The 25,899-nt window shown below is 53.0% G+C and carries 33 protein-coding genes; 26 read left to right on the forward strand and 7 right to left on the reverse strand.

Annotated features, from left to right (window positions below):
- Positions 1-19 precede the first annotated feature (19 nt).
- Complete coding sequence (gene dat, locus EDM60_RS21640; protein ID WP_122965815.1) at positions 20-871, reverse strand: D-amino-acid transaminase; 852 nt, start codon at positions 869-871, stop codon at positions 20-22.
- Positions 872-1,224: 353 nt separating this feature from the next.
- Between dat and EDM60_RS21645 the strand changes: the two genes are divergently transcribed.
- Positions 1,225-2,553 carry a M28 family peptidase gene (locus EDM60_RS21645; RefSeq protein WP_122965816.1) on the forward strand — a complete coding sequence of 443 codons (1,329 nt, stop codon included), beginning with the start codon at positions 1,225-1,227 and terminating at the stop codon, positions 2,551-2,553.
- A 359-nt stretch (positions 2,554-2,912) separates the two neighbouring features.
- Positions 2,913-4,595, forward strand: a complete 1,683-nt coding sequence (locus EDM60_RS21650; RefSeq protein WP_122965817.1) for a PAS domain-containing sensor histidine kinase — start codon at positions 2,913-2,915, stop codon at positions 4,593-4,595.
- On the opposite strand, the gene EDM60_RS21655 is transcribed toward EDM60_RS21650, so the two are convergent.
- A complete protein-coding gene (locus EDM60_RS21655) occupies positions 4,586-5,596 on the reverse strand; it encodes a hypothetical protein (protein ID WP_122965818.1) in 1,011 nt (336 codons plus the stop codon). The genes EDM60_RS21650 and EDM60_RS21655 overlap by 10 nt on opposite strands.
- Before the next feature lie 159 nt (positions 5,597-5,755).
- Between EDM60_RS21655 and EDM60_RS21660 the strand changes: the two genes are divergently transcribed.
- From EDM60_RS21660 to EDM60_RS21670, 3 genes are all read left to right on the forward strand, one after another.
- Positions 5,756-6,322, forward strand: a complete 567-nt coding sequence (locus EDM60_RS21660; protein WP_122965819.1) for an NADPH-dependent FMN reductase — start codon at positions 5,756-5,758, stop codon at positions 6,320-6,322.
- 96 nt (positions 6,323-6,418) lie between these two features.
- Positions 6,419-6,847, forward strand: a complete 429-nt coding sequence (mntR, locus tag EDM60_RS21665) for a transcriptional regulator MntR (protein ID WP_063226809.1) — start codon at positions 6,419-6,421, stop codon at positions 6,845-6,847.
- Positions 6,848-6,963: 116 nt separating this feature from the next.
- Positions 6,964-7,893 (forward strand): patatin-like phospholipase family protein, encoded by a 930-nt coding sequence (locus tag EDM60_RS21670; RefSeq protein ID WP_122965820.1) that lies wholly within the window; start codon positions 6,964-6,966, stop codon positions 7,891-7,893.
- 55 nt (positions 7,894-7,948) lie between these two features.
- Here the strand turns inward: EDM60_RS21670 and EDM60_RS21675 are convergent, their stop codons facing one another.
- Both EDM60_RS21675 and EDM60_RS21680 read right to left on the reverse strand, forming a co-directional pair.
- Positions 7,949-8,302: a hypothetical protein gene (locus tag EDM60_RS21675; RefSeq protein WP_122965821.1), complete on the reverse strand. Its 354-nt coding sequence runs from the start codon at positions 8,300-8,302 to the stop codon at positions 7,949-7,951.
- A gap of 35 nt (positions 8,303-8,337) precedes the next feature.
- A complete protein-coding gene (locus EDM60_RS21680; protein ID WP_167470360.1) occupies positions 8,338-9,273 on the reverse strand; it encodes a DUF1385 domain-containing protein in 936 nt (311 codons plus the stop codon).
- Between the two features lie 134 nt (positions 9,274-9,407).
- Here EDM60_RS21680 and EDM60_RS21685 point away from each other — a divergent pair, with 134 nt between their 5' ends.
- The 4 genes from EDM60_RS21685 to efp all read left to right on the forward strand — a co-directional run bounded on the left by EDM60_RS21685 (position 9,408) and on the right by efp (position 12,218).
- Positions 9,408-9,923 (forward strand): YqhR family membrane protein, encoded by a 516-nt coding sequence (locus EDM60_RS21685; RefSeq protein ID WP_122965823.1) that lies wholly within the window; start codon positions 9,408-9,410, stop codon positions 9,921-9,923.
- 150 nt (positions 9,924-10,073) lie between these two features.
- On the forward strand, positions 10,074-10,514 hold the full coding sequence (gene aroQ / locus EDM60_RS21690; protein ID WP_122965824.1) for a type II 3-dehydroquinate dehydratase: 441 nt from the start codon (positions 10,074-10,076) through the stop codon (positions 10,512-10,514).
- A gap of 33 nt (positions 10,515-10,547) precedes the next feature.
- Positions 10,548-11,618 (forward strand): M24 family metallopeptidase, encoded by a 1,071-nt coding sequence (locus tag EDM60_RS21695; protein ID WP_122965825.1) that lies wholly within the window; start codon positions 10,548-10,550, stop codon positions 11,616-11,618.
- Positions 11,619-11,660: 42 nt separating this feature from the next.
- The gene (gene efp, locus EDM60_RS21700; RefSeq protein ID WP_122965826.1) at positions 11,661-12,218 is read left to right on the forward strand and encodes an elongation factor P; all 558 of its coding nucleotides are present in this window, start codon (positions 11,661-11,663) and stop codon (positions 12,216-12,218) included.
- Between the two features lie 149 nt (positions 12,219-12,367).
- Here efp and EDM60_RS21705 read toward each other — a convergent pair whose 3' ends face one another.
- The 3 genes from EDM60_RS21705 to comA are packed head-to-tail and all read right to left on the reverse strand — an operon-like array spanning position 12,368 to position 14,406.
- Positions 12,368-12,838 (reverse strand): DUF441 domain-containing protein, encoded by a 471-nt coding sequence (locus EDM60_RS21705; RefSeq protein WP_063227107.1) that lies wholly within the window; start codon positions 12,836-12,838, stop codon positions 12,368-12,370.
- A gap of 39 nt (positions 12,839-12,877) precedes the next feature.
- Entirely contained in the window at positions 12,878-13,594 is a 717-nt protein-coding gene (locus EDM60_RS21710) for a 2-phosphosulfolactate phosphatase (protein ID WP_122965827.1), read from the reverse strand.
- Entirely contained in the window at positions 13,585-14,406 is an 822-nt protein-coding gene (comA, locus tag EDM60_RS21715) for a phosphosulfolactate synthase (RefSeq protein ID WP_122965828.1), read from the reverse strand. The genes EDM60_RS21710 and comA overlap by 10 nt, the downstream gene beginning before the upstream one ends.
- A gap of 149 nt (positions 14,407-14,555) precedes the next feature.
- On the opposite strand from comA, the gene EDM60_RS21720 reads away from it, so the two are divergent.
- The 17 genes from EDM60_RS21720 to EDM60_RS21800 all read left to right on the forward strand — a co-directional run bounded on the left by EDM60_RS21720 (position 14,556) and on the right by EDM60_RS21800 (position 25,841).
- The gene (locus tag EDM60_RS21720) at positions 14,556-14,819 is read left to right on the forward strand and encodes a YqhV family protein (RefSeq protein ID WP_122965829.1); all 264 of its coding nucleotides are present in this window, start codon (positions 14,556-14,558) and stop codon (positions 14,817-14,819) included.
- A gap of 75 nt (positions 14,820-14,894) precedes the next feature.
- Complete coding sequence (locus EDM60_RS21725; protein WP_122965830.1) at positions 14,895-15,380, forward strand: CD1247 N-terminal domain-containing protein; 486 nt, start codon at positions 14,895-14,897, stop codon at positions 15,378-15,380.
- 163 nt (positions 15,381-15,543) lie between these two features.
- Positions 15,544-16,506 carry a stage III sporulation protein AA gene (spoIIIAA, locus tag EDM60_RS21730; protein ID WP_122965831.1) on the forward strand — a complete coding sequence of 321 codons (963 nt, stop codon included), beginning with the start codon at positions 15,544-15,546 and terminating at the stop codon, positions 16,504-16,506.
- The gene (spoIIIAB, locus tag EDM60_RS21735) at positions 16,494-17,012 is read left to right on the forward strand and encodes a stage III sporulation protein SpoIIIAB (RefSeq protein WP_122965832.1); all 519 of its coding nucleotides are present in this window, start codon (positions 16,494-16,496) and stop codon (positions 17,010-17,012) included. The genes spoIIIAA and spoIIIAB overlap by 13 nt, the downstream gene beginning before the upstream one ends.
- A 16-nt stretch (positions 17,013-17,028) precedes the next feature.
- Positions 17,029-17,232 carry a stage III sporulation protein AC gene (gene spoIIIAC, locus EDM60_RS21740; RefSeq protein WP_005827263.1) on the forward strand — a complete coding sequence of 68 codons (204 nt, stop codon included), beginning with the start codon at positions 17,029-17,031 and terminating at the stop codon, positions 17,230-17,232.
- Between the two features lie 14 nt (positions 17,233-17,246).
- Positions 17,247-17,636, forward strand: coding sequence for a stage III sporulation protein AD (spoIIIAD, locus tag EDM60_RS21745; RefSeq protein WP_063226823.1), 390 nt, complete (start codon positions 17,247-17,249; stop codon positions 17,634-17,636).
- Between the two features lie 16 nt (positions 17,637-17,652).
- Complete coding sequence (gene spoIIIAE, locus EDM60_RS21750; RefSeq protein WP_122965833.1) at positions 17,653-18,846, forward strand: stage III sporulation protein AE; 1,194 nt, start codon at positions 17,653-17,655, stop codon at positions 18,844-18,846.
- A gap of 8 nt (positions 18,847-18,854) precedes the next feature.
- Entirely contained in the window at positions 18,855-19,532 is a 678-nt protein-coding gene (gene spoIIIAF, locus EDM60_RS21755) for a stage III sporulation protein AF (RefSeq protein ID WP_122965834.1), read from the forward strand.
- 31 nt (positions 19,533-19,563) lie between these two features.
- Entirely contained in the window at positions 19,564-20,202 is a 639-nt protein-coding gene (gene spoIIIAG, locus EDM60_RS21760; protein WP_122965835.1) for a stage III sporulation protein AG, read from the forward strand.
- A 13-nt stretch (positions 20,203-20,215) separates the two neighbouring features.
- A complete protein-coding gene (locus EDM60_RS21765; protein WP_122965836.1) occupies positions 20,216-20,890 on the forward strand; it encodes a SpoIIIAH-like family protein in 675 nt (224 codons plus the stop codon).
- 213 nt (positions 20,891-21,103) lie between these two features.
- Positions 21,104-21,613, forward strand: coding sequence for an acetyl-CoA carboxylase biotin carboxyl carrier protein (gene accB / locus EDM60_RS21770; RefSeq protein WP_122965837.1), 510 nt, complete (start codon positions 21,104-21,106; stop codon positions 21,611-21,613).
- A 16-nt stretch (positions 21,614-21,629) separates the two neighbouring features.
- The gene (gene accC, locus EDM60_RS21775) at positions 21,630-22,985 is read left to right on the forward strand and encodes an acetyl-CoA carboxylase biotin carboxylase subunit (RefSeq protein ID WP_122965838.1); all 1,356 of its coding nucleotides are present in this window, start codon (positions 21,630-21,632) and stop codon (positions 22,983-22,985) included.
- Positions 22,986-23,055: 70 nt separating this feature from the next.
- Positions 23,056-23,472, forward strand: coding sequence for an Asp23/Gls24 family envelope stress response protein (locus EDM60_RS21780; protein WP_122965839.1), 417 nt, complete (start codon positions 23,056-23,058; stop codon positions 23,470-23,472).
- A 143-nt stretch (positions 23,473-23,615) separates the two neighbouring features.
- Positions 23,616-24,179, forward strand: coding sequence for an alkaline shock response membrane anchor protein AmaP (amaP, locus tag EDM60_RS21785; RefSeq protein ID WP_173595766.1), 564 nt, complete (start codon positions 23,616-23,618; stop codon positions 24,177-24,179).
- 12 nt (positions 24,180-24,191) lie between these two features.
- On the forward strand, positions 24,192-24,404 hold the full coding sequence (locus EDM60_RS21790; RefSeq protein ID WP_122965841.1) for a DUF2273 domain-containing protein: 213 nt from the start codon (positions 24,192-24,194) through the stop codon (positions 24,402-24,404).
- Positions 24,405-24,455: 51 nt separating this feature from the next.
- Positions 24,456-24,860, forward strand: coding sequence for a transcription antitermination factor NusB (gene nusB, locus EDM60_RS21795; protein WP_122965842.1), 405 nt, complete (start codon positions 24,456-24,458; stop codon positions 24,858-24,860).
- 18 nt (positions 24,861-24,878) lie between these two features.
- Positions 24,879-25,841 (forward strand): tRNA (adenosine(37)-N6)-threonylcarbamoyltransferase complex transferase subunit TsaD, encoded by a 963-nt coding sequence (locus EDM60_RS21800; RefSeq protein ID WP_122965843.1) that lies wholly within the window; start codon positions 24,879-24,881, stop codon positions 25,839-25,841.
- Positions 25,842-25,899 lie beyond the last annotated feature (58 nt).

The following is a 25,899-nucleotide window of genomic DNA, read 5'->3' on the forward strand; positions in this document are numbered from 1 at the left end:
TTTCATCCGTTCCGTACGGTTAGACGAGTACGCTGTCGTGAATGTGCTGTTCAAACAAAGCTTGCAGCCTGGACGTAACCGAACCTGGCTGACCGTTGCCTACCGCTTCGCCATCGACGGAGATCAGCGGCATGATCTCTGCGGTCGTGCTGGTGAGGAACAACTCATCCGCTTGTTTGAGGAAGGCGATGTCAAACGGCTTTTCGTGAACAGCGATGCCGTTTGCCTGGGCCAGATCGATGACGACCTGACGGGTGATGCCGTGCAGGATCAGGTGATCAGCCGGATGCGTGTACAGCGCGCCGTCTTTTACCGCGAAAAGATTGGACGAACTGCATTCGGTAATGATCCCGTCGCGGTGCAAAATCGAGTCCTGTGCGCCTTTGTCCTTGGCGTACTGTTTGACGAGGACGGCTCCCAATAGATTGAGAGTCTTGATATCACAGCGCAGCCAGCGAATGTCTTCTACTAGGGAAGCGGTCCAACCCTTTTTCAAATCGTCGACTGGCCGAGCCTTGGGGCGCACGAAAGCCATGATGACCGGAGTGATGGCACTTGGGATGTCGTGGACGCGAGGAGCGGCGCCGCGAGAGATTTGCAAGTACAAGGTGGCATCGTCCTGGTCGGTAATGTTGTTTTTCGCCATCAGCTCTTGAGCCAAATCGGTCAGTGATTCCAGGCTCCACGGCAGCTCCAGCTTGATTTCCCGCGCGCTGCGGAACAGGCGGGTCAAGTGGGCGTCCCATTGATACATGCGCCCTTTATAGATTCGTACGACTTCATAGATGCCGTCCCCGAAGTTGTATCCGCGATCTTCCGGATGAACCGCTGCTTGCCCCTCTTCCACCCATTTGCCATCTACATAAAGCATGGTGAGTCCTCCTCTACTGATTCCAGCCGCTTTTTTCCAACGGTTTTTTATTTGATTCAACATTAGCAAATCGTACCTCTCAGGGTCAATTTGAAAAGCGGATTTCCGCTATCAATAATTTAGCAAGGAGAAGCGTTCATCTATTAACTTTTTAAATGGGCGTCTCCTTTCCGACAAATCGACGAGTTCCTCGTGTCGCTGTGCATGTCCAGGCAGATTTGGGCAGAAGGAGAACGAAAGCTGTCCGCCGCTGACGGCGCGTGCTGGTATTTGACTAACTATTCTGACTAGACGCTTATGGAGCAGTCTGTCCATAATAAAAGCAAAGAGCGCCAGGGAGAGGGGAGAACGTCATGCGATCCGTTGGTTATTGCGCACTAGGAGCACTGCTTGTTTGCGGGAGTTTGCTGTCCTTGCCCTTCTCTTCGCAACAGGCATATGCGAATCAGGTTCAGACAGATGCAGAGCTGTTGTACAGCCATGTAGAGCGCTTGGCGAAAGCAGCGAGACCGCCTGCGACCGAGTCGGAGTTCGCAGCAGGGGTATACGTGGAGAATCTGTGGCGCGCCTATGGCTATGAGACAGAACTCCAGCCTTTTTATTACCATACATACAAACGCCCAACGGTCTTGTCGCTTGCGATCGACGACTGGAAGCGCAGCTGGGCGATCAAAGGATTGACTTTTGCCCAGAACGGGACGGCAACAGCGGACATAGTCGATGTCGGCTACGGACGCGCCAATGATTTTGCCAATGGAGCGGCGAGAGGGAAAATCGCGCTGATCAAGCGGGGAGAAATTCCGTTTGGCGAAAAGGTCAGACAGGCAGCGGCAGCAGGAGTGGTAGCGGCGATCATCTGGAACGATCGCGAGGGGGAGTGGAAGGCGACACTGGGCGAGCCGCTGGACATGTCCGTTCCGGTCATCGGCTTGTCACAGGCGGACGGCAGCCTGCTGCAAGAGCGTTTGCGGAATCAGCAGCCGCTGCGCGCAACCGTGAAGGTAGACGGAAGCCAGACGAGCAGACATACGTCCTATAATTTCATCGCGACGAACAAAACGACAGCTGCAAACACGGAGCGGCAGGTACTCCTTCTGGCGAATCATGACTCGACCGCATCGTCCGCAGGAGCCAATGACAACGCATCCGGCGTAGCCGTCTTGCTTGAAGTGGCGCGTCAACTGGCCGAGAGCCGCTTGGATGCGCAGATAAAGCTGGTCAGTTTGGGAGCGGAGACAGCCGGGGAACGGGGCGGGCAGGCATTTTTTGATTCACTTGCGGCAAAAGACAAGGCGAAGATCGTGGCTGCCATATATGTGGATGCAGTGGGCAGGGACGGTCAACTGACCGCAGTGCCTGCACAATCGACCTCCACACAGACAGGCAGCGTGTTCACGCAAGCCGGAGTGCAAGCAAGCGCATTGGAGCAAGTGGGCGCGAGTCAGCGAAAACAGCTGCAATTGCTTGCCGGGACAGGGATTCCGGCGGTCTTGCTTACACGTCTGCCAGCGCAGGAGGAAGCGAAGGACGGGCTTGTCCAGATTCAAAAAGAGCAGCTTGCGCAAGCGGCGAAAGTCATTTCATCTGTGGTCGGCAGCCTGACCGACTCTACTGCTCCTGCCGAACCGCGTCAGTCCGTGCAAACGGGCAGACAGCAGGAAGCGGGAGAAGATCTTCAATAGGCTTGGTTGAGGCTTGGTTGCGAGCGCATCGTAAAAACGAAGGCAAACGCAGGGCGTCCAGGAAAAGACACGGGGCGCCTTTTGTGTGCAGACGATTCTCGCCATCGCCCTCGCAAAAACTCCCGGCAAACTTTTTTCGATCAGCGGGGGATTTTGCGAATTTGTCGAAAAATGTGGAATAACAAGTCATAGCCACCCATTGGAAAAAAGTTTATAATTTTTAAGAATCCTAAAAAATTTCGTCCATTGTATATTGTTGCAGTTACATATTTCTGAAAATTATATTCAATCCAATCCATGCTAGTTACGATGATCCATCCTACACAGCAAATATTCAGCAAAGAACAGCGGAGGTTGTGATGATACCAATAGGCTCAAGTCATTTCGCCCTTTCCTTAACTCTCATCATCGGTTGGATTCCACTCAGTGTCTTTTTGCTCTACCTGTACCCCAATAAAATCAATGTGTGGTCGTTCTGCTTGTTGAACCTGCTGTATGCGCTTATGCTTGTACTCCAGTTCTATCGCATGTACAGCCAGATGAGGGAAAAGGATAGCCGGAAGCAGGAAGAAATCACGCGAATGAGAATCGAGCTGGATGAGACGAAGGAGCTGCTTGATGCCTTGCTGCAACAAACTCCAGACGCTGTTTCGATCGTGGGTCGGGACGGGAAATTCATTCATGTGAACAAGGCGTCAGTCGAACAATTCGGCTACAGCGCGTCTGATTTGCTGGGCAATGCCATTCCTTGCGTGCCGCAGGAGCATATCGCAGAAATGGAGCGGTGCCACAGCGAAGTGCTGAACGGGAAGTCCATCGTCGGCTACGAGACGGTTCGCGTCCATCAAAGCGGCTCGCTGATGCACGTATCGCTGTCATACGGCCCTGTTTTGGACAAAGCAGGGAAGGTCAAAGGGATCATTTGTTGCTCCCGTGACATAACAGAGCGAAAGCGGATGGAGCAGGCTCTGCAAGACAGCCAGGCTCATTTCCGTCTGATCACCGAAAACATGACCGAAATGATATACCTCGTAAAGCGGGATGGGACGGTTGCGTATGTCTCTCATGCGCACACGACATTTTTGGGGTACTCCAGCGAGGACATGATCGGGATGGGGCCAGCCGTCATCGACAAGATCATTCATCCGGAAGACCAAAAAAAGGTCAGCGATTTGTTCCGGCTGAGCTGGCGAAAGGAAGAAGAGGCGAGCGGGATTTATCGGCTGCGGCATAGCCAGGGGCACTGGGTCAACGTCGAGTCGCGCTTCAAGCCGATCAGCAACAGCGATGGAGTGGTGGACAGCATGTTGATCGTTTCGCGTGATGTGTCCGAGATTACGAAAACGAAAGAGCTGTTGCGCCAATCGGACAAGCTGTCTGCGATCGGCCAGCTGGCGGCGGGAATCGCGCATGAAATTCGCAATCCGCTGACATCGCTGCGCGGGTTCATCCAGCTGTTGAATGCTTCCATAACAGGCGTGCAACGCAACTACTGCCAAATCATGCTGTCCGAGCTGGACCGGATCAATCTGATTGTCAGCGAGCTGCTGGTGTTGGCGAAGCCGCAAGCGGTGAGCTTTCAGCAAAAAGACTTGTCGGTGATGATCCACAACGTCCTGTCCCTTTTGGAAAGCCAGGCGAACTTAAAAAATATCCAGATGTACGCTTCGACTGAAAAAGCGATGCCGCCAATCGCTTGCGAAGAAAACCAGATCAAGCAAGTGCTGCTCAACATTTGCAAAAATGCGATGGAAGCGCTCCCCGATGGCGGCGAGATCTACGTTCAGAGTCGGCGGATCAGTGAGGAGCACATTCAGGTCAGCATCCAGAACAACGGCTGCGGGATTGATCCGGAGCGAATCCCGCGCCTGGGAGAGCCTTTTTATACGACGAAAGAAAACGGAACGGGCCTCGGCCTGATGGTCAGCCAGCGCATTTTGGAGGATCACGGCGGAAGCCTGCAGATCGAAAGCGAAAAGGGCAAGGGAACGACGGTGAACATTTTGCTTCCCGTATGTGTGCCAAGCGTCCATCAGGTCTGACGTTTCCAAATAAACCAGACAATCAAAAACAAGCCGCAGTAAGTAGCTCCGCTTGCCACGACAGAGACGCTCCAGGGCAAAAAAAGCGGCAGCAGGGCGAACACCCCGACCAAAAGCAGCATCACGAACAGAAGCGGTGGCATTTGCAGCTGATGGCGCAGGGTCACAGGCAAGGCGAGCGAGTGCAGGAACAAGGCGGAAAGCACGCCACCCTCAATCAGGGCCAAAATCGCGAAAAGCCAGTTGCCAGCGGGCAGCAATCGGGACGATATCAATTGCACAGGCGAGAGTGAAGTATGAATATCATGCCAGTGAGACAGGAAAATCGCTTGACCGAGCAGCAAAAATAACAAGGTGATCCCCGTTCCCATGCCGACGCCCAGACGAACGGCATTCGGCTGATCGGTTCGTCCCGCTACGGGCAGCAAGACGACAAGCGCAAGCAAGAGATGCAGCGCGAGGAAAAAAACGGCGTGAATCACCCAGCTTCCGTTCATTTGGTAGCCGAGGCCAGGGATAGGGACATGGGGTTGGCGGAGGAAAAGCAGGGCGAAAAACAGCAGACCTGCGCCTAAACAAATGCCTGACCCCGTTACAATCCATTGCCAGCGCTTGAAGAGGAAGCTGATCGTCACGATGAGAGACAATAAGACGAACCAGACAGACGACAGCCCTGGGATGAGCTGGGCCGACTGCTGACCGAGCATGACACCCACGTATGCCAGCAAAAAGAGATGGGTAATCATCGACAGGCTGGAAGCAAAAGCTTCTCCGAATAAGAACAGGTACAGCTCATAGAGCGAACCGACTTGATGGCGATGGCAATAATTCAGCAGCTGGAGGCAGATCCACCCGATTCCAATGCCTGCGAGGGCGATGCCGACCGTGCCCCAGGAGCCAAAATAGGTAAAGAAACGGAGCCACTCATAACCGCCCAGATAGTGTCCTCCCAGCGCGGACCCTGCAAACAGAATGGCGATTTGCCAAGCGACTTTGTCCATAGGCATCATCCTTATTCCCAACTTGCTACATGTGTATGTCCAAGCGAGGCTTGTTCAGAACCGGGAATATTAAACAGACTTATTCATTTACAAAGTATGACGATGTGGATTATAATGAAAAATAAACCAGTTAAGCAGATTGCATGAGGTGACTCCAAGATGAAAATTGTAGGAATAGCGGGAAGCATGAATAGCAACAACTCGACAACGAAGCAAGCGGTAGCGATTGTTCTCGATGCAGCGAAGGCTGCAGGTGCTGATATTGAAATGATTCATCTGGCAGACTGGAGCTTGCCGATTTACGACGACCGGGAAGACGCGACGACTTATCCGGAAATCGTCCATCGTTTCGTACAAAAAATTTCCGAGGCGGATGGACTTGTGATCGGTTCGCCTGAATACCACGGCACGATTACCGGAGCATTGAAAAATGCGATCGACTTTTTGGAAGGGCGCCATCTGCGCGATAAGCAAGTGGCTCTCATCGGTGTTGCCGGGGGCAGCATGGGAGCGACGAACACGGTCAATACGCTCCAGTTGATCATGCGCAATTTGCATGCGTGGCCGTTGCCAGCAAGTCCGAGCATTCCGAGCGCTTACAATGCGTTTACGCCAGAGGGCAAACTGAAAGATGAACGGTTGCAAGCCCGGATGGAAGCGCTCGGACAGCAACTGGTGCAATTTGTCCAAATGATGAACCGCGAAACAGAAAAACAGCCACAATAGACAGGTTTCTCTTGCTAATCGTTCTCATTTAAAGGTATTATATTTCTACGTGCCTTTTTTGGCCGGAAGAAATATGGTTTGAAATGAGGGGTTCACATGCCGACGCCGAGTATGGAAGACTATTTGGAACGTATTTACAGCTTAATTGAAGAAAAGGGCTATGCTCGTGTCTCCGATATTGCTGAAGCGTTGGAAGTACATCCCTCTTCGGTCACGAAAATGGTTCAGAAGCTGGACAAAGACAAATATCTCGTTTATGAAAAATACCGTGGCCTTGTGTTGACGCCAAAAGGGAAAAAGATCGGGAAGCGTTTGGTGGATCGCCACAGCCTGCTGGAAGAGTTCATGCGGGTCATCGGCGTTGACGAAGAACATATTTATCAAGATGTCGAGGGAATCGAACATCATTTGAGCTGGGAATCGATTACATGTTTGGAATATCTTGTTCAATATTTTCAACAAGAACCGAGCCGGATGGAGGATCTCCGTCGCATCCGGTTGGAAGATGAGCAAAAAGAAGAATAGGTATCCAAAGAGCGCAGGCTGACATGGCTTGCGCTTTTCTTTTTTGGTGAAAATGACGTTTTTTAATCGTATGGGAAAAGCTGTCGCCTTATATTTTAGTGAAGGGGGGCGACAGGGTGAAAGCGGACGCGGTTTTTGAAGGCGGTGGTGTGAAGGGAATCGCTTTTATCGGAGCCTTGCGGGTCATGGAGGAAAACGGCTATACGTGGGAAAAGCTGGCGGGCACTTCGGCAGGCTCGATCGTAGCCGCTCTGCTCAGCGCAGGGTATACGAGCCATGAGCTGAAGCCGATTTTTGACGAGCTGGACTATCTGCACTTTTTGCATCGGGCGGGGATTGGCAGACTGCCGCTCATCGGGTCGATCCACGAACTGATCGTGCGGGAAGGCGTCTATCGCGCAGACAGAATGGAGCTGTTCATTGAAGACTTGCTAAGGCGCAAAAATGTGCGTACATTTGGCGATTTGGCTCCGGGCAGGCTGAAAATCGTCGCTTCTGACGTGACCTCGGGGAAAATGACGGTGCTGCCTGACGACCTTACTCGCTACGGGATTGACCCGGACAGCTTTTCTGTGGCAAGAGCAGTCCGCATGTCTTCGTCGATTCCTTTTTTCTTTCAGCCTGCCCAACTGAAAAGCGGCAACGACACCCACTATATTGTCGACGGAGCTTTGCTGAGCAATTATCCGATCTGGCTGTTTGACGTCCCCGGGATACCGCAATGGCCGACCATCGGCTTTCGGCTTTCCGACGATCAGAGCAAGCGGGAGACGAAAAAAATTACCGGGCTGTTTTCGTTTTCGCGCGGCTTGCTTGCCACGATGCTCGACGCCCATGACAGGCTTTACGTCGAAAAAGCACAGGCGGTACGGACCGTTTTCATTCATACGCTCGGCGTTCGGACGACACAGTTTCAGCTTTCCAAGGAAATGCGGGAGAAGCTGTACGCGTCCGGGGAAGCCGCAGCCCAACAGTTTTTGCAGCGCTGGGACTTCGAAGAATATGTCAAAGTATTCCGCATTTCCTCTCCCAAGCATCTGGTGTAGCGAAGAGGAGCAAAACGAAAAAACAGGTTGCCAGCAGCGGCGACCTGTTTTTCTTTTAATGGGACATATTGTTTGGAGAGTTCTCGTTCTGCTTTTCTTTTGTTTTGCCTTTGTTGCCATCGATCACGCGGAACGGGTGATCTTTTCTGGAGGCCGTCGGTTGCTTTTTGTGCGCTTGTCGCATCACCGGAGGTTTTGGTTTCACCTTTTGTTGCTTTGGCTTGCCAGGTCCAGGACTTTTCGAAAAAAAGGAGCCCGTGCGCAAATAGTTGCGCACGATCAAAAACAGCGCCGCAGACAATCCCAAGATGATCAGCGTATTGATCGGATCACTGATGAGCGTCAATAAAAATCCGTAAATGGCGAGCAGCACAATAATCAAAATCACGGGTGGTATGCGACGTAACATAGGCCTCACCTCAATGGGAATAAGAATGCCTCACGTTATCCGGTCGTAGCCATTTTCCCTTGAACATGCTGAAGGTCCAGCTCCCGCATCTTCTGGAAAGAAGCGATGGCTACTTCGACCTGGCTGTCATCCGGTTCACGCGTTGTGATTTTTTGCAGCCAGAGACCTGGATAGCCAAGGTAGCGTAACACAGGAGTATCACGGAGCTTGTTTGTCCATTGCAAGACTTCATAGGAGACCCCGATGACCAGCGGCAACAGGACGATCCGCTGCACAACACGCTCGGTCAAGGAGTCGTAGCTGAACAGGGAGTAGATCACAACGCCGACAAACACGGTGAAAATGAGAAAACTGCTACCGCAACGATAATGCAAGGTGGAAAATTTTTGCACATTGGCTACTGTTAATTCTACCCCTGCTTCGAAGGCGTTAATCACTTTATGCTCCGCTCCGTGATATTGAAAGAGCCTTTTGATCAGGGGAGCCTTCGCGATGGCTGTGATGTAGCCGAGCAGCAAAATGATTTTGAAGCCGCCTTCCGCCAAAGTTTGGGGCACCCCATCCGGCACCCATTTTCCCAGGAGAAAATCGGCGAGAAATACGGGAACGAGGGTAAACACAAATTTACCGAACAAGAAAGAGAGTACACCGACCAGGGCGACCCCCAGAATCATCGTCAGCTTGGAAGGACCTTCACTGACTTCTTCGCCGGATTCCATGTTGAACCGCTCCGAGGCGAAGTTCAGATGTTTGGCCCCGTTGGCGCTGGCTTCGATCAGGCCGACCAGCCCGCGAATGAACGGAATTTTTTTCAGTGGGGTAATCCATTTATATTCCGTACGCGGTGCTTCAAAATACTCAATTTCATGATTTTTTTTGCGAACAGCTGTTACAGTCATCGATTTGCCGCCGAACATAACACCTTCGATGACGGCCTGACCGCCGTAGCTGGGTACGTTTTGTTGAGCCACACTATCACCTTCCTTACCCTCCATTTTAACGGAAAGCGAGCCTTGAAGCTACAAGGAGTTCATGCTGTGCCAAGAAATGTAAACAGTTAGTGAAAAACATGGGAACAGCACATACTATCTGTGAGGTGATAGGTATGGTAGCAGGCAAAGCCACGCGAAGAAACAAAGAGCTGTTGGGCAAGCCGAGAGAGCGGGGAACGGCGGAGCGAAAGGCGGCTTCCGTCAGCAAAATCGTCGAGCTTGCTTTTTGGGGCACGATTTTGTGGGGGGTGATCCGCATGCTCGCCCACTTTTTGAATTTGACTCCGTACGGACTGGGTGCTTTTGCCCGGCCTTTGCTCAGCGGATACGAGGAGAATAGCCTGATGGGCAACTCCTTGGGAGCGATTGTACTGTTCGTGGAGACGATCCTGGCAAGCTTTTTGTTCTCCCTCTTGTTCGGCCAGATGCGGGCATGGTGGATCGGCCTGCTCTACGGTGCGATTTTGCTTGCGATTGCAGGATTCTTCTTTCGCATCGGGAATTGGGAAGTAGGCACGCTCAGTACAGAAGGAGCCTGGTACTTGTCCTATGGATTGTTCATTGGCATGACGCTTGTCCTGGAACAATCCGACGAAGAGCAGTGGGGCGGCAAAGACAAAGAGCGATAGGGGACCGGGTTGTCCCCTCTGCATCTGCCGTTTGCAAGATTCGAAATGTTGGCCGATTTTTGTCGCCTACTGTTGTACAAGGAGAGGCTTGTGGTAAAATGTTTCATTAGTAAAAAAACTTTTTGCGAAAACAGACGGGGAGGGAAGACAATGGCTTCCGTTTTGCTTTTGAATGGCCCCAATCTCAACTTGCTGGGAACGAGGGAGCCTGACGTATACGGAAGGGAAACGCTGGAAGATCTCGTCGCGAAGCTGACTTCTGTCATGGATGAGCTTGGGGGCAAGCTTGAACATTTCCAGTCCAATCACGAGGGCGCTCTGATCGACGCGATTCATCAGGCGAGAGGCGTGCACGACGGCATTTTGATCAATCCCGGCGCTTTCACGCACTACAGCTATGCGATCCGCGATGCTCTGGCAGGCGTGGCAATCCCGACCATTGAAATACATATTTCCAACATTCATACGCGCGAGGAATTTCGTCACCATTCCGTGATTGCACCCGTTACGATAGGGCAAGTAGTCGGTCTGGGCATGGACGGATACGAATGGGCGCTGCGGGCGCTCGTCCGCAAAATCGAGAACAAATAACGGTTTGGCAAAGCGAAAGGGGAACTGGTTGTCATGAAACAACGTTTGGACAAATTGCGTGAAGCGCTCTCCCAAGTAGGGGCGAATGCTTTCATCACGGAAAAATCGGAAAATCGCTTTTATCTGAGCGGTTTCACTGGCTCCACCGGCTGGGTGATCGTCACGGAAACCGAAGCCTTTTTGGTTACGGATTTCCGCTATGTCGAACAGGCAGAGGAGCAGGCACCTGATTTCACTGTCGTCAACAACGAGCGAAAAGCGGTCGAAGCGATTGGCAAGCTGCTACAGGAAAAAGGCATCAAGCGTCTCGCTTTTGAAAGCAGCGTTTCCTTTGGTACATATCAGGAGTGGAGCAAAGGCTTTGCCGGGGTAGAGCTGGTTCCAACGAGCGGACTGCTGGAAAAAATTCGCATGTTCAAAGAAGAGTCGGAAATGGTCATCATCCGTGAAGCAGTGGGAATTGCGGAGGCGGCTTTTGCGCATATTCAAGGATATATCCGTCCTGGCGTACGCGAAGTAGACGTTGCTTTGGAATTGGAATATTTCATGCGCAAACAAGGGGCGACAGGGTCTGCGTTCGACATGATCGTTGCATCCGGCGTGCGCGGAGCATTGCCGCATGGACGAGCTTCGGAAAAAGTGATCGAGGCCGGAGAAATGGTTACGCTCGACTTCGGCGCAGCGTACAAAGGCTACAACTCCGACATTACCCGCACGCTTGCTGTCGGCGAACCTAGCGCCAAAATGAAAGAGATTTACGATATCGTCTTGCGCGCACAACTGGCCGGACTGGAAGCCCTGAAACCGGGAGTGACAGCAAAGGCGGCAGACGCCGCTACGCGTGACCTGATTGCAGCGGCTGGCTATGGCGATGCCTACGGACACAGCGCGGGTCACGGTCTGGGCATCGAGGTGCACGAACTGCCGGGCTTGTCTACCGTGAGCACCTTCGTTCTGGAGCCAGGCATGCTTGTCACGATGGAACCGGGTATTTATGTGACTGGACTCGGCGGAGTGCGAATCGAGGACGACGTTCTGATCACGGCGGATGGGCATGAGAACCTCAACAAGTCTACGAAAGAGTTGCTCATTTTGCCCGTGTAATTTATACTAATCTACGTTATTGATTGATTTGGGAGGACAACGATGATCTCTGTAAACGACTTTCGGACCGGTTTGACGATCGAAGTGGACGGCAACATTTACACCGTGCTTGAGTTCCAACACGTAAAACCAGGAAAAGGTGCGGCTTTCGTACGCTCCAAACTGCGCAACCTGCGCAATGGCAACACGACAGAAATGACTTTCCGCGGCGGCGAAAAAGTAAACCCTGCCCGCATCGAATCCAGCACCATGCAGTATCTGTATGCGAGCGGTGACGATTACACTTTCATGAACACCGAAACGTATGAGCAATTGACGTTCACTCGCAAACAAATCGAGCGCGAGCTGCGTTTCTTGAAGGAAAACATGAACGTGCAAATCATGCAGTACAACGGTGAAACAATCGGAATCCAACTGCCAAACACAGTTGAGCTGGTTGTTACTGAATGTGAGCCAGGCGTTAAAGGCGATACCGCTTCCAACGTTACGAAAAAAGCAACGCTGGAAACTGGCTTCGTGGTAAACGTTCCTCTCTTCGTAGAAGAAGGCGAGCGTTTGATCATCGATACGCGTTCGGAAGCTTACGTTTCCCGCGCGTAACTTGCAAGATCGTCATGGAAAAAGCTGTGCCCTCCCGGGTGCAGCTTTTTTTAGTTGCGCATGAGTCTCGGCGTTGCCACAAAAAAAATCCCGCTTTTCCGAAAGCGAAAAGGGGATTTCAGCGATCTGCTGTTTTTTGGCCTTGCTGCTCAGTGGGGCCAGCGCCCTCCGAACCACTCCCACAGCTTTAACACAAAGGCAGTAATCCCGGCAGCCATCAGCGGGCCGACGGGGATGCCGCGGAAAAACACAATACCAATGATCGACCCGATCACCAGTCCGACGATCATATGCGGCTCAGCCCGGAGCAAATCCAGTCCCTTGCCGTTCATCCACGTCGCAATCGCGCCGCCAGCCAGCGCTGTAAGGCCCACGACCGTAGTGAACAGCGGCGTGACGTCTTTCCACGATATTTTCTCACTGGCAAACGGCACCAGTACGGATATCGTCAAAAAAAGCAGGCCAAGCTCCAGACCTCGGCGTTCGACCGTGGGGAAAAAGCGTTCCAAGGCCGTCAGCTTCAGCACCAAAAGAATGCTGGCCGCCGTCGCGATTATCGGTGAACGGCCAATCAGTCCTATGACGATCAGGATGACGAGCATCACTTCTCCAGACATCATCATTGGCATCAAAACCCCTGTCCCTGTTCTCCTTTCACTCTATGAGACAAGGTGTGGGAGTATGCGTTTGTCCTTGACGTAGGGCACGAGCGTGTAGCGGTCAACCTGTGCGCAAAAACGCAAGTCGTCGGCAAAATGGTGCGAAACGAGGCGCTTGCCCGTGGTAGTTTGCAGCATTTGTTCGCCAAGCTTATCTGCATAGTATAAATAGCTTGCTTTCAACGCTTCGCCGAGATCGCAAATCTGCAGGTGGGCCAAAGCTTTTTGCGCCTGGACGATCATCAGCCCTGCCGCGAGTCCATCTTCCAGAGCAAATTCGGAACGCGTCCCTGCGCAGTAAAGTGTCACGTCGAGATGATACGTGAGCGCGTGGCGAATGCAGGCCGTCGCGTTCAAAAAGCAGCCGACGAGCAGCGCGGAGGCTCGCTCCGCCTTCTGAATGGCGCGAGTGCCGTTCGTCGTCGTGAGGATCAGTCGTTTGCCCGGATTTTTGGCCGCGGAGATTTCCGTCGGGGAGTTGTTGCAATCAAAGTCGGGTATTTTGCGGCAATGTCGCTCGCCAGCCAGGATGCAGTCAGCGGCTCTGAGCGAGTTCGCTTGCCCGATCGTTTCAACGGGAACGACGCAGACAAAGCCGTTGCCCAGCGCGGTGACAATCGTACTGGATGCGCGCAAAACATCGATCACAATCACAACATGATTGCTGATTTGGTCAAAGCGAATTTCCTCGACCGTGGGCACGACCTCTATTCGCACGGGGCAGACCTCCCTTCCGCAAGCATCAGGGCGGTGTCTCCGCGAAGTCCGCGGCGGAGTGTCTCGACCGACAAGACGTCCGTGCAGGCGATGTTGCCGAGATTGACATCGACACCGAGAGACTGAATCAGGCACACTTGCTGGTCTTTTTGCGGCGCTTCCCAAACGAGCCGCTCCGCGTTTGCTTTGGCGGCACGGACGACATCCAGAATGAATGACTGTTCGATCTTGCCGTTTCCGTCAAAGACGCCGACCGTTCCGCTTTCGCGTGCTTCGACGATGACGTGGCTGGCGCCTGCCTGCAAGTCAAAGGCGAGTGTCTCCAAAAGCTCATTGCGCTCGGCGCGATAGCCTGCCGACTTTTTTCCTACCTCCGTATACACGACAAGCCCTGCGTCCACGGCCCGTTCAATCGCTTCTCTGCGCTGCTCAAACGATAGCGGGAACGTCCCGTCTGAAATCTCAACCGCTGAAAATCCGAGCGAACGGATTTGTTGCATGTACGCCTTGATCGTGCTCTGCTGAATGGCAATCTCAAAAAAAGTTCCGCCTGGCATGATGTGCAAGCCCAAGGCGGTTGCCCTGGAAAGCTTTTGCTGCAACACGTTCGGCGGATACAAGGCCGTTGTGCCAAAGCCGAGTTTGTATATATCGATATAAGGAGAAGCCAGTTCCAGCAGATCGCAGTAAGCGGTCAGCCCCAGCCCTTTGTCAATTACCATGGTCAACCCCTTTTGGCGGGGCTTCGCTCGCTTGTGCCCGAACGGATTCGCCCAGCTCGCGGGCATAAACGGATGCTCACAGTCTACCATGCAAGTTCCTCATTTCTTCTAGGCGTATGGTTCAGTGTATGCCCACCGTGGAGGAGGAGTGAAGAAGAAAGGCAGTAGGCGATTGCCCACACGAGTGCTGAAATGAACGGGTACAGGCATAGAGTGAACGGAGGGGAGGACGAGACGGTATGTGGGAAAAAGCGATTATGGGGATGGCTGCGCTGCGGATCTTGTCAGGCAGCATCGAGATTGTGGCTGCCTTGCTCATTTTGAAGGTCAATCAGGTGGAAAAGGCACTGCTCATAAATTCGGGCTTGGCAATCGTAGGGCCTGTGATTTTGATTACCACGACGACGATCGGCCTGCTCGGCATGTCTGATCGGGTCAGCTTTGCAAAAATCGCCTGGATTTTGCTCGGCATCTCCTGCATTTTGATCGGAGTGCGCAAGTGATGTCCAATTCCTTCCATTGGTAATGAGCGCCTCATCTGGGAATGCTAGTGCAAGAGACGAATGGGAGGGATTGGCATGCTTGAAACGATGGCGAACCGAATCGCCTATTTGCGCGGGCTGGCAGATGGCCTGGATGTGGGCGAAAAGAGTGCAGAAGGCAAAATTATGACTGAAATGATCGAGATCATGGACGAGGTGTACGCCCAGTTTCGCGAGCTGCACGCCCGCGTGGAAGAGGCGGAGGATTATGTAGAAGCGCTGGACGAAGACCTCGAAGACGTGGAACTCTATCTTTTCGAGGATGACGAGGCGTTGTACGAAACGATAGAGGATGACGACGATGTCGACTACGCCACCTACTATGATCTCGACGATGATGAAGATGCTGCGTTGTACGAGTCGGATGACGATACGCACTTGGCGACGGGCTACGATTTTTCCTGCCCGCACTGCCAGAAAGAGATTCACTTGCGAGAAGGTACCGATGACGACGGCTACAGTCATTACGTCATCGAGTCGGCTTCGGCCCAGCGTGACTATCAGCCGGTCAATCCGACGTAATAGAGCAGGCTCACAGCTTGTCCCAGCGCGCCACGAAAGCGCAGGGGCAAGCTTTTTCTATCTCCGGCTACTTTTTAGCATAAACCTCGTCCAGCCGCGCATAGGATGGAGGTAAGTCAATGTGGACAAACGAGAGTCAGCCACAAAAAGGAGGGTACCAGATGTGAGAGAGATCATGGCGATTTTGCCAGAAGCCATTCGCGCGATTTTGACTGCTCTTCCCTCCGCGGTCAAAGAGCATCTGGAAGAGATACGGCTTCGGCAAAATCAGCCGCTGGAAGTACGATTCGGTCAGCAATCCAGCTACGTGACGCAAGCAGGTCAGCTTACCTCCACTGCGAGTAAAGGCTGGATTTTTTCCGCAGATCAGGCAGTCAAGCTGCTGAGTCAGGTAAGCCAGCATTCTTTGTACGCGCTGGAGGAGGAGCTGAAGCGAGGCTACATTACGGTGATGGGCGGTCATCGCATCGGCATCGCGGGCAAAGTGGTGCTGGAAAAAGGCGATGTCAAAGGCATCCGGGACATTACCAGCTTCAACATCCGGATCGCCCGGGAGAAAAAAGGGGCGGCGCAAAAAGTGATGCCCTACTTGTTTGAAGGCGGCAACGTACTGAGCACACTGGTGATTTCTCCGCCGCAATGCGGGAAAACGACTCTTTTGCGCGACATGGCCCGCTCCCTCAGCTACGGCAGCGAGTGGTCTTCCAGTCGCAAAGTCGGGATCGTGGACGAGCGTTCCGAGCTGGCAGGCTGCCTGGAGGGCGTGCCGCAAAGAGACGTCGGCCCGCGCACAGATGTACTGGATGCATGCCCGAAAGCAGCAGGAATGATGATGCTGATCCGCTCCATGTCTCCTGATGTGCTGATTGTGGACGAGGTGGGGCGTGCGGAGGACGGGGATGCCGTATGGGAAGCGATTCACGCAGGAGTCGCAGTCATCTGCTCGGCTCATGGCGCTGATCTCAATGAAGTCGCTCGTCGCCCGATGCTCGGCAACCTCGTCCGGCACGGCGTGTTTTCCCGCTATATCGTCCTCAGCCGAACGAAAGGCGTAGGCACGATCCAGGCGATCTACGACCGAAGCATGAAGCCGCTGGAAAAGGAGAAGGTTGCATGGTCAAGCTGATTGGCGCGGTGCTCATCCTGTTCTCGGCCTCCATGGTCGGCTGGCAGATCGGCAGGTATTACGCCTATCGTCCCGTGCAGCTTCGCGCGCTTTTGGTCGCCCTGCAAATGCTGGAGACCGAGATCGTATACGGCATGACGCCGCTGCATCGCGCTTTTGTCAAAGTCGGTCGCCGGGTTTCCGAGGAAGTGGGCAGGCTGTTTCTTTACGCAGCAGAGCTTCTGGTCAGCGAAAAGGCGCCATCGGCAGAAGATTCCTTGCAGCAGGCAATGGGGAAGTACTGGGCACAAACCGCATTGCGCAGACAAGAGCGAGAAGTGCTGGCGAGTCTGGGGCAGGTTCTCGGATCATCCGACCGGGAAGACCAGCAGAAGCATTTGCGCCTAGCAGTTACCCATCTTAGGGGGCTTGAGGAAGAAGCGCGCGCCGAGCAGGCAAAATACGAGCGCATGTACAAAAGTCTCGGTTTTCTGGGGGGTCTTCTGGTCGTCATCCTGATGTTCTAAAGGCGAGGTGTTCACAGTGGATTTTGATTTGACACCTGTTTTCCAGATCGGAGCGGTAGGGTTCATCACAGCGATCTTGCACACGGTCCTCAAACAGGCGGGAAAGGAAGATATTGCGCACTGGGCGACACTGGTCGGATTCATCATCGTCCTGTACATGGTGTCCCACTACCTCGGCGACCTGTTCTCTGAGGTGAAACGCGTCTTCCTGTTCAACTGAGGAGGGGCTTTTCGATGGAAATCGTACAAATCGTTGGACTCGGACTGGTCGCTACCATTCTTGCCTTGGTGATCAAAGAGCAAAAGCCGATGTTCGCTTTCTTGTTGGCGATTGCGAGCGGTGTCATCATCTTTTACTTTCTCGTAGGCAAAATTGCCGAAGTCATTCGCATTCTGGAAAAGCTGGCCGTTCAGGCAGATCTGAACCTGGTGTTTCTGGAAACGATATTAAAAATCATCGGAATTGCCTACATTGCCGAATTTGGGGCGCAAATGACCCGTGACGCTGGACAAGGGGCGATTGCCTCCAAGATCGAGCTGGCGGGAAAAGTGCTGATTCTGGTCATGGCGGTACCGATTATCCAAATCATTATCGAAACAGTGATCGACTTGCTGCCGGCGTGAGAGAGGAGGGGTGTCTGTGGCGCAAACTGGCAAACTGATCCTGTTGTGGCTCATCCTTTTCATCTATCTGTCGCCTGGCCCTGGCACGGTCCATGCCGCCGGAGCAACCACAGCCAACCCGATCAACCAGATTGTCGAGGAGCAAGTGGATCACTTGCAGCTGGAGCGTGTCGAGCAATATTGGCAACAGCTTCAGCGCGAGTATAAAGGCTATTTGCCCGATTTGAAATCGCAAGGCTTCATCCAGATTTTGATGCAGCAAGAGGAACTGACGCTGTCGAGTGTGTTAAAAGGGATGGGCAAATTCGTCTTTCACGAAATTTTGATGAACGGCAAGCTGCTCAGCTCGATCATTATCATCACGGTTTTTGCCATGATTTTGGAGACGATGCAAAACGCCTTCGAGCGCAACGCCGTATCCACCGTCGCCTATTCGATTGCTTACCTCGTCCTGATGGTGCTCGCGATCAACAGCTTTCACGTCGCGATCACATATGCCAAAGACGCGATCAACAGCATGTCTGATTTCATGCTCGCGATGATTCCGCTCGTGATTGCCTTGCTGGCTTCGGTCGGGAACCTGGCGACGGCCACCATGTTTCATCCGCTGATCATTTTCATGATCAACATCAGCGGCATGATGATCACGTACGTCGTCTTTCCGCTCCTGTTTCTGTCCGCGATGCTCTCGATCGTCAGCCTGTTTTCCGAACGGTACAAGGTCACCCAGCTTGCCACCTTGCTGCGAAACATCGCCATGGGGGTGCTCGGCTCCTTCCTGACGATTTTTCTGGCGGTCATCTCCATTCAGGGGGCGACCTCGGCTGTGGCTGACGGCGTCACGCTGCGGACGGCGAAGTACATTACAGGCAACTTCATCCCGATCGTCGGCCGAATGTTTTCCGATGCGGCCGATACGGTTCTGAACGCTTCGCTTCTGGTCAAAAACGCAGTCGGCTTGGCTGGAGTCGTCATCCTCATCATCTTGTGCGCTTTCCCGGCTCTCAAGATACTGGTTTTGGCCCTGATCTACAATTTGTCATCGGCTGTGCTGCAACCGCTGGGGAACAGTCCGATCATCAGTGCGCTCGGCACGATTGGCAAAAGCCTCCTGTTCGTCTTCGCCGCACTTGCGACAGTGGGATTGATGTTCTTTCTGGCGATTACCATCATTATTGCGGCAGGCAACATCTCCATGATGGTCCGGTAGGTGATGACATGACATGGTTAACACTCTGGCTCAAAAAAATCATCCTGCTCGTTCTTTTGGCCGCTTTTCTCGATCTGATCCTGCCCAATACGACCTTGCAGCGCTACGTCAAAATGGTGATGGGTCTGATCTTGCTTTTGACGATCATCTCCCCGGTGTTCAGCCTGTTCAGTCTGTCGCAGGACGATCTCGCCCTCAGACTTGATCGCTACCAGCAAAATTTGAACAAGCCAGCCGCTGTCGAATGGAAGAAAATGACTGACAAGCTGCTTGGTCAACAAAACGAACAGATGACAGCTTATGTGCAAGCACAGGTGGCATCTGCTGTAAAGGCGAGAATCAAAGCCGATTACGGCGTGGAAGTTGTCGATGTCGAGGTTGTGATCGACCAGAAGAAGCAAGGCGAGCCGACCTTGTCCCGGATGGAGTTGGTGATTGGCGAAGCTGACAGCGGCAAAAACAGCAACGACCCGCAGCAAGTCCAGCCGATCAAGCCGATTACACCGATTGCTCCGGTACAAGTCACAGTCGGGGAGCCGCCACAAGAACAGCAAGAAGTGGCTGTTTCAGCCCCGGAAGCGAACCCGCTGGCGAGCAAAATGGCCAGCGACCTCGCAGAACAGTGGGGGCTATCCAAAGAACAGGTGATCATCAAGGACGAGACCCGGGAAAACGAAAAGCAGTAATCACGCTGTCGACACAAGCGAGGTGAGCAACATGCTGGAAAAGCTGAAAAAATTGTGGGAAGGAAACGGCAGCAACAAAAAGCTCAAGCCATTGCACTATTTTATCGTCGTACTTGGAATCGGGATTGCTGTCATGATCTTGACAGATTTTCTGAAAGTCGAAAAAGATCAGCCTCTCGGGTTCTCGATCAACCCTGGCGAGACGTCGCCGCAGCCAACAGGCGACGGAACAGCTCCGGCGCTGGGCGGTTCACCCGCACCGGACATTATCGCCGAATATGAAAACATCTACGAAACCCAGCTTCGGGAAATCCTCGCGAATGTAGTCGGCGTGGGAGAGGTCGAAGTCATGGTCAATCTGGAATCGACGCCAGAGATTGTCGTGGAAAAAAACACCAATGTCCGCTCTTCCGTGAACCAGGAGATGGACAAGGAAAAGGCAACCCGGAATCAGAGTGACCAATCGCGCGATGCACAGGTCGTGATCGTCCAAGGCGGCAAGCAAGACCAGCCCGTCGTCGTCAAGACGTTGAAGCCTCGCGTCCGGGGAGTGCTCGTAGTGGCCAAAGGGGCCGACAACATCCAGGTGAAAGCATGGATCACCGAAGCTGTCCAAAAAGTTTTGGATGTTCCCGCTTACAAAATATCCATTTTGCCCAAAAAAGGGTAGGAGGTAATGACAAATGATTCTGCGCAAGCAAACAGTGTGGTTGTTGACAATGCTGGCTGTCATGGTTGTACTCTCCGGGTACTACCTGGTGAAGGGGCCGCAGGAACAGGTTCCGACCTCCGGACAAGAGCAGGCCGTCCAGAAGCAGGAGCAAATCTCCGGCGTGGAAGTAGAAACCAAGCAAGTCGAGCAAGCTCCTGGCGCTGCCGCCGTTGACGCTAAAAACGGCAAGCAGGAAACAACGACTGCTCCGGCCACTCCGACCGCACAAACACCGGCGCCTGAAGAAGCGAAGCAAACTTCCGGCAATGCCGTGCTCCCCGTAGCGGATACAGCAAGCGAAGTGTTCCAGGGCTTCAAGCTGAACCGGGAAGCGCAAACCGCGCAGCAAAAAGACGAGCAGCTGGCGATCATGAACAATTCCGAAGCAACGCCCCAGGCGGTAGCCGAAGCGAAAGCCAAGTACGATGAGCTGTCCACGCTGGAGACGGCCACGATGAACGTCGAAGAGATGCTCAAAGCGAGCGGCTACAAGGACGCGGTCGTCCTCGTCCAGAACGACAAAGCGACTGTCATCGTGCAAAAAGACAAACTGAGCGCAAACGAAGTGGTGGAAATCATTGCGCAAGTCAAGCAGCAATTGAATCTCCCGGCAACGAACATCCAGGTCCAGTTCCAGACGTCCTGAATGGCGAAGGCAAGCTGACCTTCGCGTTATAACGGGTGCCGTAAGTGGGCATGATGGTAAGGATTTTCTCGCTTCTTCTTGGCAGGAAGCGGGGAAATCCTTTCTTGACGTGATATGGGCAACAGGCTACCATGGATTTATGGTTTGCCAAAAAGGATACATATGGGACTCCCCGATCCTCTATTGAAACAAACGAAGGAGTGCTTTTTCGTCATGAAAATTCATGAAATCCGAGAAATTATTAAGCTGATTGATCAATCTTCCATTAATGAATTTAAGCTGGAGACAGAAGGGGCAAAAGTGACCCTGCGAAAATCCAGTGGTACAGAGACAGTAGTAGTGACTCAGCCTGTCGTACAAGCCCAGGTAGCGGCTCCTGCTGCGCCAGTGCAAGCGGCAGCCCCAGCAGCTGTACAAGCAGCTCCTGTTGCCGTGGAAGCGCCTAAGGCAGCTGCAAGCGCTCCGGCTCTTGACGATGCGAACCTGCACAAGATCGTTTCCCCGATGGTTGGAACGTTCTACAGCGCTCCGGAACCAGGCAAGCCTCCTTACGTCCAAGCGGGCGACAAAGTGAATGCGAGCAAAGTGGTCTGCATCGTGGAAGCGATGAAGCTGTTCAACGAAATCGAAGCAGAAGTAAGCGGCGAGATCGTCAAAGTGCTGGTGGAAGACGGCCAGCTCGTTGAGTACGGTCAAGCGCTGTTTTTGGTGAAGCCAGAATAAGGTGGGGGAGAGCGAAATGTTTCAAAAAGTATTGATTGCCAATCGCGGGGAGATTGCTGTACGGATCATCCGGGCATGCCGCGAGCTGGGCATTCGTACGGTCGCTGTCTACTCCGAAGCGGATCGTGAAGCGCTTCATGTGAAAATGGCCGACGAAGCTTACTGTATTGGTCCAAAAGCATCCAAGGAAAGCTACCTGAACATAGCAAACATCATGAGTGTCGCGACCAAGGTAGGGGCAGACGCCATCCATCCAGGCTATGGATTTTTGGCTGAGAACGCCGACTTTGCGGAGATTTGCACGGCATGCAACATCACGTTTATCGGTCCGGATCCGGAAGCCATCGTAAAAATGGGGGACAAGTCCACCGCAAAAGATACGATGAAAGCAGCTGGAGTACCGACTGTTCCGGGAACAGAAGGGCTGATCGAAGATGTGGAAAGCGCCGTCGTGACAGCGAATGAGATCGGCTATCCGGTAATGGTCAAGGCTACTGCGGGCGGCGGCGGACGCGGCATGCGCGTGGCAGTCGACGACGAAGATTTGGAAAAGGCGATCCGTCAGGCGCAAAACGAAGCGAAAACCGCTTTCGGCAACCCGGGCGTCTACCTGGAAAAATTCGTGGAAGGCCCGCGTCACGTGGAAATCCAGATCATGGCCGACAAGCATGGCAACGCGGTTTATTTGGGCGAGCGCGACTGCTCCATCCAACGCCGCCACCAAAAGCTGATCGAGGAAGCTCCATCGCCTGCCTTGAGCGAGGAAACACGCAAGCAAATGGGCGAGGCAGCCGTTGCTGCTGCCAAGGCGGTAGCTTACCACGGAGCGGGTACAGTCGAGTTTTTGCTGGACAAGCACGGACAATTTTACTTCATGGAAATGAACACGCGGATTCAGGTAGAGCATCCGGTGACCGAGCTGGTTACTGGCTATGATCTGATCAAGGAACAGCTGACGGTCGCAGCCGGTCAACCGCTGTCTTTCAGCCAGGAAGACATCAAGCTTGACGGCTGGGCGATCGAATGCCGGATCAACGCAGAGAACCCGGCGAAAAACTTCATGCCGTCACCTGGACGCATCACCGAGTACTTGCCACCAGGCGGCTTCGGTGTGCGTGTGGACAGTGCTGCGTACGCAGGCTATTCCATCCCGCCGTACTACGATTCCATGATCGCCAAGCTGATCGTTTGGGGCAAGGATCGCAACGAGGCAATCGAACGCATGAAGCGTGCGCTCGGCGAATTTGTCATCGATGGCATCACCACGACGATCCCGTTCCATCAAAAAGTGCTGGAGCATGAAGTGTTCGTAAGCGGTCATTTTGACACCAAGTTCCTGGAAACCTACGAATTGAACCTGGACGAAGAATAAACAGGGCTGATTTGTAAAAAAACGGTGCGCTTGGTATAATGAATTACAAATCTAAAGGGAGGTGCGAAGCATGGAAGAGTTTACTCCGGATTTAGATAGAACAGAGCTTGGTAAAGTCCAGATCGCTCCCGAGGTACTGGAAGTGATCGCCGGCATGGCTGCGTCCGAGGTTGAAGGCGTAGCGCAAATGAGCGGCGGTTTCGTAGGGGAGATTGCTGAAAGATTGGGCCGTAAAAATATAGCTCGCGGCGTTCGTGTGGAGGTTGGCTCCCGCGAAGCGGCAGTGGATGTTTCCATCATTGTCAAATACGGACACCGCATTCCAGACGTCGCTCGTAATATTCAAGATAGTGTGCGCAATGGAATCGAAGGAATGACCGGACTTTCTGTTGTGGAAGTAAACGTACATATCGTCGATGTAGAGCTGAAAGCCGAAGAAAAAGCACCGGCGGCGCCTGTAGTCGAAGATTACCAGCGTGTGCGCTAAGCAGCACCGGATGGATGCCCCCTTTTCACAGGGGGCATTTTCCTCATTCCAATCAGTTGTTTCGCCAAGCCTTGGCTCATGGCGAAGCGTTAGCCTTTGATTGAGCCATGTTTGTCTCCTTTCAAACATGGCGTAAAGGAGAGATGCATGTGAACTTGTTTGACCGCTTTATTTTGACGATTTACAGCTTTGCGCTGATCGTTTTGTCCTGCATCGCGATTGCGGCCACCAGCGGACTGGTCTCATCTGCTTATTTTGAGCCTTATGTGGATCAAATGCTTGAGGGTACGAACATTACGTATCTCATCGTCGCGATTATTTTCCTCATTGTGAGCCTTCGCTTCTTTTTCAGCTCGTTTCGTTCCAACAAGCCAAAAGTGGATCGCGGCATTCGCCAGCGCAGTGATTTGGGCGAAGTCAACATTACGATTCAGACGATCCAAACGATTGCGGAGCGCGCTGCCCGACGTGTAAAAGGCGTGCGCGACATGAAGACGACAGTCAAAGCGCTGGAAAGCGGGAACATCATTACCCTGCGTGTTTCTGTGGATGGCGAGACACCTTTGCCGGAGTTGACGCAAAAGCTGCAAGCGGATGTGAAAGAGCAGGTCGAAGGAATTGCTGGTGTCGTGATTTCCGAAGTAGCGGTTGTGGTGACGGAAGTGGCTCAGCAAGAAAACTACGCGGCTCGCAAGCGGGTAGAATAGAAGGTGAAGTCCATGAAATGGGAGTTAATGTGGGAACACAAGGGGAAGCTAATGGGGATTTCTGCCGGACTTTTTTTCGGCATCATCTACCTTCTCGTCGGATTTTGGGATACACTGGTCTTTGTTGTGTTTGTCGGAACCGGCTATTACATCGGTCGCAAGCTTGACCATAAGGAAGACTTGCGCGAAATACTGGATCGGATTCTGCCTGGCAAGTTTCGGTAACAAGAACGAGGGGAAAACTCCCCTGCTGACTTTAATTAGTAGGTGAATGGTATGAAGCGAAGAACAGCACGAGAAAAAGCAGTCCAATGCTTGTTTCAGATCGATATGGCCGAGGTGCCTGTAAAAGAAGCAATCGATCTGGTCATGGAAGAATCCGAGGAAAACGCGCAGTATTTGCGCTACTTGCTCGATGGAGTTTTGACCAACATGGCGGACATCGATGCAGAAATCAAAAAGTATTTGCGCGGCTGGCAGCTGGAGCGTATTGCCAACGTTGACCGCGCCATTTTGCGCCTTGCTTTTTATGAGATCATGTTTGAAGCGGATACGCCTGACAAGGTAGTCATGAACGAAGCGATCGAAATCGCGAAGCTGTTCAGTGACGATGCCTCCTATCGCTATATCAACGGTGTACTGGCGAGCTTCTTGCAATCCCGTGAAACGCAAAAAGCATAACAGGCAGGAGATACAAGCATGAGTAAGGTAATGTTGGGCATTGATACGAGCAATTACCGGACATCGCTGTGCTTGGCTCAGGAAGACGGCCGAATTGTTGCAGAAGCAAAACGCCTCCTCAAAGTGAAGGAAGGCAAACGCGGGCTGCAACAATCCGAAGCCGTCTTTCAGCATGTGATGAACTTGCCGGAATTAAGCGAGCAAATGAAGTGGAACGAGTATGAAATCGAAGCGATTTGCGTTAGTGAAAAGCCGCGGCCCGTCGATCAGTCGTACATGCCTGTGTTCAAGGTGGGAGAGGGCTTGGCCAAATCGCTGTCCACCTACTTGCGTGTTCCGCTGCATCTGACCACCCACCAGGAGGGGCATATCGCAGCGGGCGAGTACACAGCCGAGGAGCGGCCAGGACAAGATCGCTTTTTGGCTGTCCATCTGTCAGGGGGAACGAGTGAGTTGCTGTTGTGCGAGCGTCACAGTGCCGGATATGCGATTGAAAAAATCGGCGGCACGATTGACCTGCACGCAGGGCAGTTGGTCGATCGGATCGGAGTGGCGCTCGGGATGGCATTTCCGGCCGGGCCGTACTTGGAGCAGTTGGCAAAAGAATCGACAGGGGAATTTCGTATCTCCTCGGCCGTGGACGGTTTGACCTTCAGCTTTTCCGGGCCGGAAGCATCCTTGCTGCGCGCCATTGAGCGCGGCGAGACGAGCCATGCGGATATTGCGCGGGCAACCGAGCAGTGTATCGCCAACGCGCTGGAAAAAACATTGCGGCACGCTGTTGAGCTGGGGCATCCAAGGGACATACTGATTGTGGGCGGGGTAGCTGCCAATCAGTACATGCGCGAGCGCCTGATCAAGCGTCTGCAGCATCCGGCGGTAAAAGCCAAGCTGTATTTTTGCGACCCTGTTTACTCCGGCGATAACGCCTACGGAGTGGCAATGCTTGGGTGGATGAAGCAAAAGACGAACATTAAATAATGATAAACTTTTTATGATTCGGCTTTACAGTTGCAAACGAAATCGGTACACTAATGGT

The organism is Brevibacillus parabrevis, from assembly GCF_003710905.1.
GTDB classification, from domain to species: Bacteria; Bacillota; Bacilli; order Brevibacillales; family Brevibacillaceae; genus Brevibacillus; species Brevibacillus parabrevis.